10 protein-coding genes are annotated in these 13,419 nt (G+C 69.9%); 6 read left to right on the forward strand and 4 right to left on the reverse strand.

Annotation, left to right across the window (positions count from 1 at the left end):
- The first annotated feature begins 134 nt into the window (after nucleotides 1–134).
- The 3 genes from ACIBI5_RS30255 to ACIBI5_RS30265 are packed head-to-tail and all read left to right on the forward strand — an operon-like array spanning nucleotide 135 to nucleotide 3,253.
- Entirely contained in the window at nucleotides 135–1,199 is a 1,065-nt protein-coding gene (locus ACIBI5_RS30255) for an SPFH domain-containing protein (protein WP_397252124.1), read from the forward strand.
- 20 nt (nucleotides 1,200–1,219) lie between these two features.
- Nucleotides 1,220–2,290, forward strand: coding sequence for a hypothetical protein (locus ACIBI5_RS30260; protein ID WP_397252125.1), 1,071 nt, complete (start codon nucleotides 1,220–1,222; stop codon nucleotides 2,288–2,290).
- A 9-nt stretch (nucleotides 2,291–2,299) separates the two neighbouring features.
- Nucleotides 2,300–3,253: a lysylphosphatidylglycerol synthase domain-containing protein gene (locus ACIBI5_RS30265; protein WP_397252126.1), complete on the forward strand. Its 954-nt coding sequence runs from the start codon at nucleotides 2,300–2,302 to the stop codon at nucleotides 3,251–3,253.
- Here ACIBI5_RS30265 and ACIBI5_RS30270 read toward each other — a convergent pair.
- From ACIBI5_RS30270 to ACIBI5_RS30285, 4 genes are read right to left on the reverse strand one after another with little or no spacing between them, the layout of a single operon-like run.
- Nucleotides 3,160–4,215 carry a glycosyltransferase family 4 protein gene (locus ACIBI5_RS30270; RefSeq protein ID WP_397252127.1) on the reverse strand — a complete coding sequence of 352 codons (1,056 nt, stop codon included), beginning with the start codon at nucleotides 4,213–4,215 and terminating at the stop codon, nucleotides 3,160–3,162. The two genes, ACIBI5_RS30265 and ACIBI5_RS30270, sit on opposite strands and share 94 nt — an antisense overlap.
- Nucleotides 4,216–5,145: a glycosyltransferase family 2 protein gene (locus ACIBI5_RS30275; RefSeq protein ID WP_379609897.1), complete on the reverse strand. Its 930-nt coding sequence runs from the start codon at nucleotides 5,143–5,145 to the stop codon at nucleotides 4,216–4,218.
- 42 nt (nucleotides 5,146–5,187) lie between these two features.
- Nucleotides 5,188–6,048: a hypothetical protein gene (locus ACIBI5_RS30280; protein ID WP_397252128.1), complete on the reverse strand. Its 861-nt coding sequence runs from the start codon at nucleotides 6,046–6,048 to the stop codon at nucleotides 5,188–5,190.
- Between the two features lie 34 nt (nucleotides 6,049–6,082).
- Nucleotides 6,083–8,596, reverse strand: a complete 2,514-nt coding sequence (locus ACIBI5_RS30285; protein ID WP_397252129.1) for a hypothetical protein — start codon at nucleotides 8,594–8,596, stop codon at nucleotides 6,083–6,085.
- A 109-nt stretch (nucleotides 8,597–8,705) separates the two neighbouring features.
- Between ACIBI5_RS30285 and ACIBI5_RS30290 the strand changes: the two genes are divergently transcribed.
- From ACIBI5_RS30290 to ACIBI5_RS30300, 3 genes are all read left to right on the forward strand, one after another.
- Complete coding sequence (locus ACIBI5_RS30290) at nucleotides 8,706–10,238, forward strand: hypothetical protein (protein ID WP_397252130.1); 1,533 nt, start codon at nucleotides 8,706–8,708, stop codon at nucleotides 10,236–10,238.
- 215 nt (nucleotides 10,239–10,453) lie between these two features.
- A complete protein-coding gene (locus tag ACIBI5_RS30295) occupies nucleotides 10,454–12,070 on the forward strand; it encodes an LCP family protein (RefSeq protein ID WP_397252131.1) in 1,617 nt (538 codons plus the stop codon).
- 171 nt (nucleotides 12,071–12,241) lie between these two features.
- Nucleotides 12,242–13,384 carry an acyltransferase family protein gene (locus tag ACIBI5_RS30300; RefSeq protein ID WP_397252132.1) on the forward strand — a complete coding sequence of 381 codons (1,143 nt, stop codon included), beginning with the start codon at nucleotides 12,242–12,244 and terminating at the stop codon, nucleotides 13,382–13,384.
- Nucleotides 13,385–13,419: the final 35 nt, after the last annotated feature.

The following is a 13,419-nucleotide window of genomic DNA, read 5'->3' on the forward strand; positions in this document are numbered from 1 at the left end:
CACTCCGCTCCGTGCGCCGGGCTCACTCCCGGCCATGCTGCCCAAGGGTACCGGGCTCGCGCGTTAACCAGTTGTCAAACGCCCTTTGGTAGCGTGCCCGCCAGTTATTTCCGACCGTTGGGGGAAATGTGGGCGTGTTCGACAAGATCCGGGGCGAGTTCGTCGACATCGTCGAATGGCTCGACGACAGCCGCGACACCATCGTCTGGCGTTTCCCCCGCTACGAGAACGAGATCAAGATGGGCGCGCGCCTGGTCGTGCGCGAGTCGCAGGTCGCGGTCTTCGTCAACGAGGGCCAGATCGCCGACGCCTTCCCGCCCGGCACGTACACCCTCGAAACCCAGAACCTGCCGATCCTGTCCACGCTCAAAGGCTGGAAGCACGGCTTCCACTCCCCCTTCAAGGCCGAGGTGTACTTCGTCGGCACCCGCCTTTTCGCCGACTTCAAGTGGGGCACCCAGAACCCCGTCATGATCAGGGACGCCGAGTTCGGCCCCATCCGGCTGCGCGCCTTCGGCGCCTACTCCGCCCGCGTCATCGACGCCAGGAAGCTGCTGACCGAGCTGGCCGGGACCGACCAGCAGTTCAGGACCGAGGAGGTCGAGGGCTACCTCCGCCAGATGATCGTCAGCCGGCTCGCGCCCGCGCTGGCCACGGCGGGGATGCCCGTGCTCGACCTGGCCGCCAAACAGCACGAGATGGGCCGCCGCCTGGCCGAGGCGCTCAGCGCCGACCTGGCCGGGGTGGGCATCTCGATCCCGAACTTCAGCATCGAGAACATCTCGCTGCCGCCCGAGGTCGAGCAGGCGCTGGACAAGCGCACCCAGATGGGCATCGTCGGCGACCTGGGACGTTACGCCCAGTTCCAGGCGGCCAACGCGGTGGAGGCCGCCGCGGACAACCCCAACGGCGCCATGGGACTCGGAGTCGGCATGATGGCGGGCCAGCAGGCCGCCGCCTCGGCCTTCGCGCCACCCACCGCACCGCCACCCGCCGCACCGCCGCCCCTGCCGTCCGCGCAGTGGTACGTCGGCGTCGGCGGCGAGCGCAAAGGCCCCTACGACCAGGAAGCGCTCTCCGGCCTCACCCCGGAGACGCTGGTGTGGAAGGCCGGGATGGCGCAGTGGTCGCCCGCCCGGGACGTCCCCGAACTCGCCGGGCTGCTCGCCCAGACGCCCCCACCGCTGCCGCCCGCCTGAACCGCAGAAAGGCTCCGGATTTGTCCTCCCCCGCACAGACCACCCATCCGTGCTCGGGCTGTGGCGCGAGCGTCGCCTACGCCCCCGGCACCAGCGTGCAGCGCTGCCCGTACTGCGGCTTCGAGCAGCGCATCGCCGCCCCGGAACGGGCCGTGCGCGAGCACGACTACGCCGCCTTCCTGGCCAAGCCGCGGGTGGCGGCGGTAGCCGTACACCAGAGCGCCTGTCCCGGGTGCGGCGCTCGCACGGAGAGCGACGCGCTGTCGAAGAGCTGCCAGTTCTGCGGCGCCGCGCTGGTCGCGGACACCTCGGCGGGCGGCCAGATCGCCCCCGAGGCCGTGGTCCCGTTCGCGCTGGACAAGAACGGCTCGCGCGCGGCCCTGCGCGGCTGGGTGAAGTCCCGCTGGTTCGCCCCGAACCGCCTCAAGAAGGTCAGCGAGGCGGAGTCGATGAAGTCCACGTACGTCCCGCACTGGACCTTCGACTCCGGCACCACGTCCGACTACACCGGCTCGCGCGGCGAGCACTACTACGTCACCCAGACCTACACGGAGAACGGCCAGACCAAGACCCGCCGGGTGCGCAAGACCCGCTGGTGGCCGGCCTCCGGCACGGTCTCGCGCCACTTCGACGACGTGCTCGTGCCCGCCACCCACCGGGTCACCCCCGAACAGCTGGCCGAGCTGGAGCCGTGGCCCACCGGCCAGGCCCTCCCCTTCGAGCCCGCCTACATCTCCGGCCACCACACCCTGCGCTACGAGGTCGAGCCGGAGCAGGGCATCGAGACCGCCAAGCGGGAAATGGCCGAGGTCATCGAGCAGGACTGCCGCCGGGACATCGGCGGCGACGAGCAGCGCGTGAGCACGGTCGACACGACGTACACCGATGTCAGGTTCAAGCTCCTGCTGCTGCCCGTGTGGATCGGCTGCTACCTGTTCGGCGGCAAGACCTATCAGGTGCTCATCAACGGCGTCACCGGGGAGGTTCAGGGTCAGCGCCCCTACAGCTGGGTCAAAATCACCCTTACCGCGCTGGCGGCCGCCGCGCTCGTCGGCCTCGTCGTCTGGCTAATCATCGCCAACCGCGCGTAGATTTGGCGAATGCTCCGCCGCCTGCTGCGTGTCCTGCTCGCGCTGGTCGCGCTCGGATTTCTCGGGTACGGCCTGGCCAAGAACTGGGGTGAGACCACGGCCGCGCTGTCCGGCCTGTCGCCCTGGGCGCTGGCGGGGGCGTTCGCCGCGGTCCTTGCCGGGCAGTTCTGCATGCTGGTGGCCTGGCGGGAGGTGCTGGCCGGGCTGGGCTCGCCGCTGTCGTTGCGGGTCAGCGGGCGGATCATGTTCGTGGGCCAGCTGGGCAAGTACATCCCGGGCTCGGTCTGGGCCTACGCGGCCATGATGGATCTCGGGCGCGACCACGGCAGCCCGCCGCGGCGTACGTTCGCGTGCATCTCGCTCGCGCTGGTGATCAACCTCGGGGTGGCGCTGACGATCGCCGCGGCCACGCTGGCCACGCACGAGGCGCTGCGCAAGGCCTGGTACCTGCTGCTGATCGTCCCGGTCATCGTCGTCTGCCTGCATCCCAAGGTGCTGACCTGGGGGCTCAACCTGGCGTTGCGTTTGGCGCGCAAGGAGCCGCTGGAGAGCGTGCTGCCGGGCCGTACCGTGTTGGTGGCCGTGGCGTGGACGGCGCTCGGCTGGCTGATCTACGGCGTGCACACCATGCTGCTGGCCGGCCGGTGGGACCTCTACGTGCTGGCGACCGGCGCCTACGCCTTCGCCTGGGCGACCGGGCTGCTGACGTTCGTGGTGCCGGCCGGGGTGGGGGTGCGCGAGGGCGTGCTGGTGCTGGTGTTCACCCCGCTGATCGGCACGGGCGCGGCCTTCGCGGTGGCGCTGCTGTCGCGCGTGGCCTTCACGCTGGCCGACGCCACCGCGGCCGGAGTCGCCTTCCTGCTGGGCCGTCAGGATTCCAGCAAGGCAGCCGCGTACGCCGACCAGAACGGCTCCGGGTCCACCGACTTGACGCCGGAGCGCAACCCGACCGGGTCGGCGTAGAGCCGCTCGATCGCCTTCCTGAGCCCTTCGACGTCCTCCGGCTCGACCAGCAGGCCGTCCACGCCGTCGGTGATGTGGTCGGCGAGCGCGCCCACCCGGGTGGCGATCACCGGGACGCCGTGCTCGTGGCCGAGCCACACGTTCTGGCTGGCGGTGGCGTTGCGGTAGGGCAGGACCAGGGCGTCGGCGCGGGCGAAGAGCTCCGGCACGTCGTCGGCGGCCACGTACCCGGGCCGCAGTTCCACCCGGTCGCCGATGCCCAGCTCCGCGACGAGCCGTTCGGTCTCCTCCAGCCCGCCCCAGAACTCGCCGGCGACGGTCAGCCCGACCCCGTCCGGCAGCGCCCTGAGCAGCAGATCCAGCCCCTTGTACGGCCGGACGATCCCAAAGAAGAGCAGGTTGTTGTGGACTTGCCCCGATTTTTCGGCATTTTTCGAGGGAAGGTGGGGCGCCATCGCGGCCACCCGGACCGGCTTGGCCGTGAGCTCCGCGGCCAGCGCCGCCTGCTGCTCCGAGTGGGTGAGCACCCTGTCGACCCGCTTGAGCAGCGCCTTCATCAGCGGCCTGTCATACGGCTTGCGCTCGTGCGGCAACACGTTGTGGCACAGCGCTACCGCTGTGGTCCTGCCCGCCATGCCGTACAAAATCCCCAGATAAGCAGGCACCTGCACGGGACTGAGCACCGCGAAGACCACCAGGTCGGCGCCGCGCAACCGCCGCCCGCACGCCACCCACCCGTCCGGCCGCCGCCAGTCGAGCCTGCGCAGCGTCTTCGGGTACGGCCGGCCCTCAGGAGCCGAGATCGTCTGCTGGCCGGGGTAGAGAAAGCCCGGATACTGGGCCTTCCACGACTCGATCACCACGTCATGCCCCAGCGCGCTCAGCCGGTGCGCCAGTTCGGTGGTGTGCTGCGCCCCGCCGCCCTTGTACGGGTACGTCGGGCCGACGATCGCGATCCGCACCTACTCTCCCCTGCTCCGCACGATCAGGTCGGCCAGCAGCGCGACGGCGCCGATCAGCATGCCCGACAGGAAGATCATCACGGTGTTGGCCGGGAAGTAGAAGGGATGCTGGACCATGTCCCACACACCCTTGACGAACCCGATGCCCACCAGCCACAACGCCGGCGGCATCAGGACCTTCAGCGGGTTGAAATACATGATCATCCGCAGGACCTGCAGGATGTAGCGGTAGGCGTCGGAGACGAAGCTGAACTTCGACTTGCCCGCCCGCTTGGCGTAGCCGATCGGCAGGTAGTAGACGTCGTGCTGGTTCGACAGGAACGACAGCGTGATCGTCGTGACACACGAGAACCCGGGAGGCAGCAGCCGCAGGTACGGCCGCGCCACCGACTTGCGGAAGGCCCGCAGGCCGGAGTTGAGATCCGGGATCTTCTGACCGGCGAGCTTCTCGGCGACCTTCCTGATCACCCACTTGGCCGGCACCCGCAGCAGCTTGTGCGAGCCCTCCTCCGACGTGCGCGCGCCCACGACCTGGTCGATCGTCAGGTCCTTCTCCAGGATCTGGACCAGGTCGGGGATGCGCTCGTTCGGGTAGGTCATGTCGGCGTCGGTCCACACGACGATCTCGCCGCGCGCCTCCTGGGTGCCGATCCTGCGTACGGTGCCCGATCCCCCGTTGCGGTGGAACGCCCGGATCCGCATGTTCGGGAATCGCGGGGCGGCCTCCTGAAGCTTCGCCAGCGTCGCGTCCGTCGAGCAGTCGTCGACGGCCACGAGCTCGTAGGTGTAGCCGCTGGAGTCCATCGCCTCGGTGATTCGCTCGACCTCGTCGATGACATGATCCTGCTCGTTGTAGCAGGGCAGGACGATCGTGACGTACGGCGCTTCTTCCACGGCGGGTCCACTCTGGGGGGTCTCAGGCGTGCTCACGTCGGTCGAGGTTACTCTGCCCAGCGGAACGCGGCGTCCACATCAGCGATGCCGGGAAACCTGATCCACCCCCGGAAGACCCCGCAGAGCAGGCCGAATCTGCTCGAACACCGACGAGTCCGTCAGCACGAGATGGAAGTACTCGCCCACGGCGGGCGTCCTGTTCTCGTGGGTGACGCGACGCCAGTTGTCGACCGCGTGCCGGCGCGACTCCAGGTAGACCTTCTTCACACCCTGCAGGGTGCGCAGCGCCTCGAAGACCGCGTCCCGCTCATGGTCGGTGATCGCGCCACGCCCCGGGCAGTTGGCCGGACCGCAGAGCTCGACCTTCGCCTGCGCCCTCCCGGCCCAGAAGTCCGTCCGCCAGACCCTGGCCGTGGTGATCCCGGGCAGCTTCTCCAGCTTGGGGCCCAGGTTCACGTTCGGGACCTTGACCTCCGCCCGGAAGGAAGCCGGGATCGCGCCCTTGCGCACCCGCAGGCCGTCCTCGCGGGCGTTGCGGTAGGCCTCGTCCTCGGAGACGTACCGCACGCCGGACAGCCCGGACAGCCGCTTCAGCAGCCGCTCGATCTTCCGCTTCTGCTCGTCACCCGGACCGCGGCCGTCGCACTTCTTCTGAAGGCTGGCCTTGGAGCACAGGTAGACCGTCAGGCGGCCCGTCGTCGGCCAGGCGGCCTTGGGGGTCGGAAGCGGCGAGACCGCGACCGCGACCACCCCGTCCGCGCCGCTCCCGGGCTCGACGCTCACGTCGCCGGCGCCCGGCTCGGCGTCCCTGTTCTCCTGAGCCTCGTTCAGCGAGGTCTCGCCCAGCGTGCTGTCCGCTGGAGTGTCGGCCGCAGCCGAGCCCATTCCACTGGTCGCCAGCGCCGTCGTTAACGCCGCGACCACCCACGTACGCCTCATGGCGACACATAATCGCGATCACCCACGATCTAGGTCAAATGGGGTTTTTGGGGTGGGACATCCAGACGTTGATCCGCAGGCTCCAGGTGCCGTTGGGCGGTTCGGTCAGCGAGCGTTCGTCCTGGCGGGTGGCCAGGGCCATGACCTGCTCGAACGGACTGTAGAACCGCACCTGGTCCGCGCTCGCCGCGAGGATCACAGGGGTACGGCCCGCCCGTTCCACCCCGGCGATCAGGCGGTCGACGTCCTCCTTCCTGGCCGTGTCCGAACCCGGCTCCCGGCGCACCTCGGCGGACGGGAGGCCGCACATGCCCCGCACCACCTGGGTGAAGCGGTCGGCCGTCACCCGCTCGATGATCAGGACGGAGGCGTCGCGCGGGATCGCCCGGCACATCGCCTCGACGGCCGCCCGCTCGCCCCGCTCGATCGGGGTGAACGCGGTGCCGATGGACGTGATGACCGGCGGGACCAGGATGAGGACCGTCCCGACGCCCGCCGTCCAGGCCTGGACCCGCGAGCCGTACCCCAGCCTGCGGGTCTTGTCGCGGACCCAGTCGAGCCCCCACACCGCCAGCACGACCAACCCCGGTATCACCACCGGGACCAGGCGGCGCGCGGCCCACGGCTGGTCCGGCGTGATCTCGGGACGCAGCAGCGTGGTCACGGTGGTCCAGCCGATGACGGCCAGCGGCAGCAGCCACTCGAACGCGGCGGCGTCGCGCAGCAGCCTGCGCACCAGAACGGCGGCCGCCACCGTGGCCAGCACCACGACCGGGACGCCCACGTACCAGATCACCCAGTACAGCGACTCGTCGAAGTACAGCCGCGTCCCGTCGACCGGCAGGCCGTTGGCCTTCTGCGTCTCCTCGATGAACCGCGCCGTCCGCACGTCGTCCCCGCTCACCGGCTGCCGGTGCACCGTCTGGACCCACGGCCGCGCCGCGAAGCCGACCATCACCAGCGCCACCAGCGCCGCGCCGATCTCGGGCAGCCGCCGGGGCAGCCGGATCCGGGCCAGGCGGGGGGCGGCGGCCGTACCCACAAGCGTCAGAGCCAGGACGACGCCGCAGATCAGCAGCAGCGGCACCACCGAACGGGACAGATAGGCCAGATACGGCCGCGCGAACGTGGAGGCCGCCAGAAACCCCAGCCCGACCCCGACCGCCAGCCCGCCCAGCAGCGGCAGCCCCAGCACGCCGACCGGCCGCCGGAACCGGCTCATGGCGACCAGCAGACCCGCGAACGCCAGCACCGGCAGCACGTCCCGCAACCCGTCGATCCGCACCAGCGTGGCCAGCCCGAACACCAGCCCCGCCAGCCCGGCAACCCACCGAACCCCATTCTCCGGCCCGCCTACCCAACCCCCAGCCCGCCCCTCACCCGCCGCACCGCCACTCGCCGCAGTGCCACCACCGCCTGCGCTCTCACCAGCCGCCGCGCTACCACCGCCGCCCGCGCTACCACCACCGCCCACGGCTCCGACTCCGGCGGCCTCGGCGCCTTCCCCGCCCGCCACTGCCGTCACGGGCTCGTGCGCTGCGCTCTCGGCGCCCTCCGCGCCGGTCCTGGACACGGAAGCGGCTTCTTCACCCGTCCTGCCGGTCTCTCCGTCCACGCTGCCGGGAACGGCCGGGTCGTCCCGCCTGGGCGGGAGCACGTGTGTCGCCGTGGTGCGCCCCGTTGTGCCGCTCGCCCCGAAGCCGCGCGATCGGCCGGCCGTGGGCGACCGGCCAACCCCGCGCGACCGGGTGTCCTCGCGGGACCGGGCGACACCGTGGGGCCGGGCGATCACGGGGGTCCAGATGCGGGTCAGGGCGTCGTGGGCCAGGGCGAGGCCGCCGAACAGGAGGATCAGTGACGGGATCTCGCTGAACGTGGTCCGCGAGGTGTAGAGGATCGGCATGCTCACCGCGAACGCCAGCGCCGCGACCGGCGCCCACCGTCCGCCCGCCAGCCGGGCCGCCACCCCGCCGACCGTGAGCACCGCCAGCGCCCCCAGCACCGGGGGCCCGAGCAGCATTCCGCCGAGCCAGTCGGCCGCCGAGAAGAGCATGGGCGGGCCGGGCATGAACTGCGGCACCACCGCCCCGCCGAAGTCGTAGAGGCCGACGCTGTCGAAGATGAGCGCCGGGTCGGGGCCGCCGAAGGCCTGCTCCTGGTACGGGATGGGCAGCGAGCCGTGCTCGGCGATCCAGGTGGTGTACTGCGCGTAGGTGGCCGGGTCGCGGCGGACGATGAGCTGTTCGCTGTGGAAGATCGCGTTGAAGACCCCGGAGCCCACCGCGATCGCCAGCACCCCGGCCGTCTGCCGCCCGGTGGCCTCCACCGCCTCGGGCAGGCGCCGCAGCCCCGCCCAGCACAGCAGCGCGATGACCGGCAGCGCCAGCACCACCGTGAACACCGGCCGGAACACCCCCGCCATCAGCAGCGGCAGCCCGGCCAGCAGCCAGCCCGCCACCGCCAGGGCAGGCAGCAGCGAGGCCGTGGCGAGCACCCGGCCCGCCGACGGCCTCCGCGTCTCGTCAGGCCGGAGCCAGGAGGGTGCCATCGCTGATCGCGAGGGTATCCAACGGGGCCGGCAACACGCCCGCCTGAGATCGCGAAACGCATGGAAGCCGGTAGCGTACGGCCGGACGGCGGTGAACAGGGGAGGGCCGTTGAAGGAGGCGACACCGGACCAGCCCGGCGCGACCGAAGAGGCACCGGACACACCCGAAGCCGCGCACCGGCGACCCGACGCCTCCCGCCAGGCACAGGACCGGCCCGGCGCGGCGGCCCCGGCACCCGAAAGGCCCGAACAACCCGAGAAGCCCGGCATCGAAAGAGCGGCGGTCCTCGGCCGTGCCGTCCGGGCCGCCAAGCGGCATCGCTGGTTCGTGGGCCTGTTCGCCGCGGGAGCCGTCCTGCGCCTGCTGACGATGCTCGGCTTCCGTCCGGCCCTGTGGTTCCCCGACTCCTACACCTACATCGTCACCGTCTTCCGCCCCCGCCCCGACCTGGTACGCCCGGCCGGGTACTCCATGTTCCTCAAGCTCCTGGAACCGTTCCACAGCTTCGCCGCCGTCACGGCGGTTCAGCACCTCATGGGTCTCGCGGTCGCGGCCATGATCTACCTGGCCGCCCGGAGGGCCCGCCCCTGGATCAGGACGCTGGCGACGGCCCCGGTCCTCCTGGACGCGTACCAGATCGAGCTGGAACATCTGCTGGTCTCCGACACCCTGTTCATGTTCCTGGTCACCGCCGCCGTCGTGCTGGCGATCCGGGACCGGATGACCTGGCGCACGGCGACCGCCATCGGCCTTCTCCTGGCCGCCGCCACCCTGACCAGGACGATCGGCCAGCCCCTGGTCGTGCTGCTGGCCTGCTGGTTCCTGATCCGCGGGCGGCTCGCCCTGACCGGCGTGTTGCTGGCCGCGGCCCTGGTCCCGGTCATGGCGTACATGGGCTGGTTCTACGCCACCTACGACCGCGCCGGCCTGGTCGGCGCCAACGGCGTCTTCCTCTACGCCAGGGCGCAGTCGTTCGCCGACTGCCAGAAGATGGACCCGCCGCCCGACCTGCGGGTGCTCTGCGACCCCCGCCCGCCGGACCGCCGCCCGCCCTCGCAGGAGTACATCTGGTCGCAGGACACCCCGCTGGTCAGGCTGCCCGGCATCACGTTCTCGCGGGCCAACGACGCCCTGGCCGGGCGGTTCGCCCTGCTGGCCATCCGTTCGCAGCCGCTCGACTACGCCGCCTCGATCGCCTCTGAGCTGGCCCGTACGTTCACCTGGGGCCGCCCGGTCTACCCCGACCAGGAGATCTACGACTACTACGAGTTCCCGTCGCGGGAGCCGGGCCCGCCCGGCAGGCACGCGGCGCAGCTGGGCGCCGAGCTGGCCGAGCGCTACGAGGGCGGGCCGATCGCGACCCGGGTGGTGGAGCCGTACGCGGGGTGGCTGCGGGCTTACCAGGATGTGGCGCGGTTGCCGGGGACCCTCCTGCTGCTGGTGCTGCTCGTGCCGCCAGCCCTGTCCGTAATCCGCCGCCGACCGGAACTGGAGTGGCTCGTGCCCTGGTCAACGGCGGTGGCGCTGCTCGTGGTCCCGGCCGCGGTGGCCGAATTCGACTACCGGTACGTGCTGCCGGCCGTACCGCTGGCATGTCTTGCCCTGGCCCTTCGCAGCCGCTCCGACCTGCCGAAACAGTAAAGACTTTCACGCTGATATTCCACGAAATGTCCAGGTCTGAGTATGCTTTGGCCCTGTAACATCACGCTGGGGTCACGACCGATTCGGTCATTCATGGCTCCTGGCACGCCGTACGTGACCTAGTCTCGTGCCGCAAGTGTGCGACCGAGCCAGCTGGATGCGGCCTGGCGAATTCTTCGAATAGAGGAGGGCCGTGTTGGGGCTGAGGGGGGCGTATGAGTGACCACCGGAGTGTGTCCGTCCAGGACAGAAGGAACGCTCAGACCGATCCGGGCGGCATGCGCGGCCCGCGTCGCGCGGCGTCACCGCCTCCGCCCCCCGACGACCAGCCGCCCCGCGGCCGCCGCGCCAAGAGCGGCGGCGGGCCCAACAAGATGCGCGTCCTGGCCTGGGTCAGCATCGGGCTCACCGGCGTGGTCGTGGCCGGCTCGCTGACCGGCTACACGCTCTACCGCGACGCGCTCGGCTCCATCAACAAGAAGAACGTCAACGAGCAGATCCTCAACCCGCGCCCGGCCAACTCCACCGGCGCGCTCAACATCCTCCTGGTCGGCTCCGACACCCGCGACGGCGAGGGCAACGCCCGCTACGGCCAGCTCGACGCCCGCAGAGGCGCCGGCAAGCGCACCGACACGATCATCCTGATGCACATCTCGCCCAATCGCGACGGCGCCAAGCTCATCAGCTTCCCGCGCGACTCGATGGTCGACATCCCGCGGTGCAAGAACGAGACCACCGGCGCGATCATGCCGCCCCACCGGGACATGATCAACGCGGCCTACAACTCCGGCGGCATCGCCTGCACGATGACCACCCTGGAGACGCTGACCGGCATCCCCATCCAGCACTTCGCCGAGGTCGACTTCAGCGGGTTCAAGAACATCGTCGACGCCCTGGGCGGCATCGAGATCTGCCTCAAGAGCGGCGTCAACGACAAGAAGTCCAAGCTCGTGCTGCCGCCTGGCAAGAGCAAGCTCAACGGCGAGAAGGCGCTCGGCTTCGTCCGCCTGCGCAACTACGGTGACGGCAGCGACATCCAGCGCATCCGCCGCCAGCAGCTCTTCCTCGGCAAGGTCGTCGCCAAGGCCACCAGCAGCGAACTGCTGACGAACGTGCCCCAGCTGTCCAGCTTCGTGAAGGCGGCCGGCCAGTCGGTCACCATGGACCCGGGCCTGGCCGACGACCCCGAGAAGCTCATCCAGATCGCGCAGAGCGCGGCGAAGATGACCGCGGGCGACGTCAAGTTCATCACGGTGCCGTGGGGGGCCGACCCCACCGACCCCAACCGCGTGGTCTGGAAGCAGCCCGCCGCCAACGAGCTCTTCAACATGATCAAGACCGACGTCGACATCGCGGTGCCCGAGCCCACCCCCACCGGTTCGGCCAAGCCGAAGATCACGGTCAAACCCGAGCAGGTCGAGGTCCAGGTCCTCAACGGCACCGCCACCCAGGGCAAGGCCAGGGAAGTCGCCGACCAGCTCACCAAGGAGGGCTTCCGGGTCGTCAGCCTGGGCAACTACAAGCCCGCGACCGGCAGCGTCGCCAAGACCGAGCTGCGCTACGGCAAGAAGGCCACCAACGGCGAGGACTACGCCGGCGTCGTGGGCAAGGCGACCTCACCGGCCGTCACCCCGGCCAAGGGCGGCGTGAAGCCGCTGACCACCGAGCCCTACACCTCCACCGTCCCGCCCGCGGAGCCCGTCGGCGGCACGAAACCGCCGGTGATCCAGCTGATCGTCGGCGACGACTGGAAGGGCGTAAAGGTGACGAAGGTATCCGAAGACGTCAAGCAGAACACTGTGAGTGCAAACCAGTCCAACGTGTGCACCTAACCTCCAAGTTCCCTGTGGATACGGGGTTTCTTGGCGCTCCTTCGGAGACAGGAGTGTCCCGCGGCGCTAGTGTTGTGAGGTCGGCGACTGCGCTCGTACGACGTCGTCCAGGCGTCAGTCGAGACAGACGGTCGCGTTCCCCCGACCCCGAACGAACTGAGCGTCTGCCACGTGACTGACACCCGGTCCACCGTCCCTGCCACCACCATCGAGCAGCAGGACAGCACCGACGCCAAGAACCGGTGGCCGCTGCCGGGGCAGGACGCGGGTTTCTGGGGGCAGGAGAAGGACGAGCCGGAGCCGGCGCCGCCGCCGGCCAAGAAGCGCGACCCTTATCTCGACAACGTCAAGTTCGTGCTCATCGCGCTGGTGGTCGTCGGCCACTCGCTGGTACCGACGCTCAACACCGACTCCTCGCGGTCGCTGTACATCTTCATCTACATGTTCCACATGCCGCTGTTCGTGCTGATCAGCGGTTACCTGTCGCGTAACTTCTGGAACTCCAACGCCAAGACCAACAAGCTCGTCGACACGTTCGTCATCCCGTACGTGATCGTCGAGGTCGGCTACGCCGTGCTCCGCACCGCCGTCGGGCAGAAGTGGAGCCTGACGATCATCGATCCGGCGTGGCTCAACTGGTACCTGCTGGCGCTGCTGTTCTGGCGGCTGTCGACGCCGGTGTGGAAGCGGATGAAGTTCCCCATCCCGGTCGCCATCGCGATCTACCTGTTCGCCGGGTTCTCGCAGATCAGCGGCGACTTCAGCATGGACCGCTTCTTCGGCCTGCTGCCCTTCTTCGTGATCGGCCTGGTCATGCGGCCCGAGCACTTCGAGCTGCTCAACCGCAGGTGGATCAAGATCGTCTCGGCGGTCACGCTGGTCGGCGCCGCGGCCAGCGCGATCCTGGTGGCCCGCTTCGACCCCACGCTCAAGCCGTTCTACTTCAAGCACAGCTACCAGGACATGGACCTGTCGTGGTGGATGGGCCTCGGCGTGCGCACCGGTTTGCTGGCCTGCTCGCTGGCGATGTGCTTCGCCGTGCTGTCGCTGGTCCCGCGCGGCGAGACCTGGTACTCCGACCTCGGCACCCGCACGCTGTACGCCTATCTGCTCCACGGCATCCCGGTGCTGATCGCCAAGGACCAGGGCTGGCTCGACCTGCCCTGGCTGCAGGGCCCGCTGGGCGTGCTCGCGATCGCCTCCAGCGCGTTCGCCCTGGCCATCGTCCTGTGCCTGCCCGAGACGCGCACGGTCTTCAAGTGGGTCCTTGAGCCACGCTTGACCTGGCTATACCGCCGTCCCTCCGGAAGTTAATCGTCAGTTCCACCGCCCTTCACCTGACTGACCCG

Source organism: Nonomuraea sp. NPDC050540 (assembly GCF_044457485.1).
Lineage (GTDB): Bacteria > Actinomycetota > Actinomycetes > Streptosporangiales > Streptosporangiaceae > Nonomuraea.

What these genes read in the sequence shown, in the direction of transcription:
- ACIBI5_RS30265 (WP_397252126.1), top strand. Translation starts at nt 2,300, where the DNA reads ATGCTCCGCCGCCTGCTGCGTGTCCTGCTCGCGCTGGTCGCGCTCGGA.
- ACIBI5_RS30280 (WP_397252128.1), bottom strand. Translation starts at nt 6,048, where the DNA reads ATGAGGCGTACGTGGGTGGTCGCGGCGTTAACGACGGCGCTGGCGACC.
- ACIBI5_RS30285 (WP_397252129.1), bottom strand. Translation starts at nt 8,596, where the DNA reads ATGGCACCCTCCTGGCTCCGGCCTGACGAGACGCGGAGGCCGTCGGCG.
- ACIBI5_RS30295 (WP_397252131.1), top strand. Translation starts at nt 10,454, where the DNA reads ATGAGTGACCACCGGAGTGTGTCCGTCCAGGACAGAAGGAACGCTCAG.